The sequence below is a fragment of the Parabacteroides sp. ZJ-118 genome, from assembly GCF_011038785.1.
GTDB lineage: Bacteria > Bacteroidota > Bacteroidia > Bacteroidales > Tannerellaceae > Parabacteroides.
Genome location: NZ_JAAKDT010000125.1, coordinates 1 through 521, shown reverse-complemented (window position 1 = coordinate 521; position 521 = coordinate 1). Strand labels below are relative to the sequence as shown.

Genomic DNA, 521 nt, shown 5'->3' with positions numbered 1-521 from the left:
GGCGCTCTGCTGCTCGTTCCATTTACTTCTGTTTTTTAGGATGATATGTTTGCCGCGGGCCATAATCTGCGGCATTGTTTCTCCGTTGGCCATACGTTCCGGCTCCCATTTTCCTATCAGTTCTTTCTCAAGCCGTGTCTTTGCCAGTTTACGCTTCTGCCGGTGTTCCCTGATGGCCTTGTTCTCGGCATCGAGGACTTCCCAGCGATAGCGTATTCTCAGTTGGTCGACGGCCTCCGACATGAGTTGCTGGACATGAAAGCGGTCGTTGATGAGCTTTGCGCCGGGGAATACGGTTCTGACTGTCAGCATCATTGCAGAGGACAGGTCGGTCGTGACCGTCTTCACGGCGATGCGCCCCTTGTGTGGGAGACGGCGCAGTACGGCACTTACCGTATCCGAGGCCACGCCGCGCGCCATGGCGACAAGAGCCCCCTTACGCCCTTTGGCCGCCTTGTTGGTCAGTATGGTATACACATCCCCGTTGCTGAGACTCGTCTCGTCAAGTGAAAGGTTCTCTC

At 55.9% G+C, this 521-nt stretch carries 1 protein-coding gene; it reads right to left on the bottom strand.

Features of this window, described 5'->3' with window-relative positions:
- Window positions 1-521 (bottom strand): transposase (locus tag G7Y39_RS13475; protein ID WP_165157936.1); only part of this gene is annotated, 521 nt, incomplete at both ends.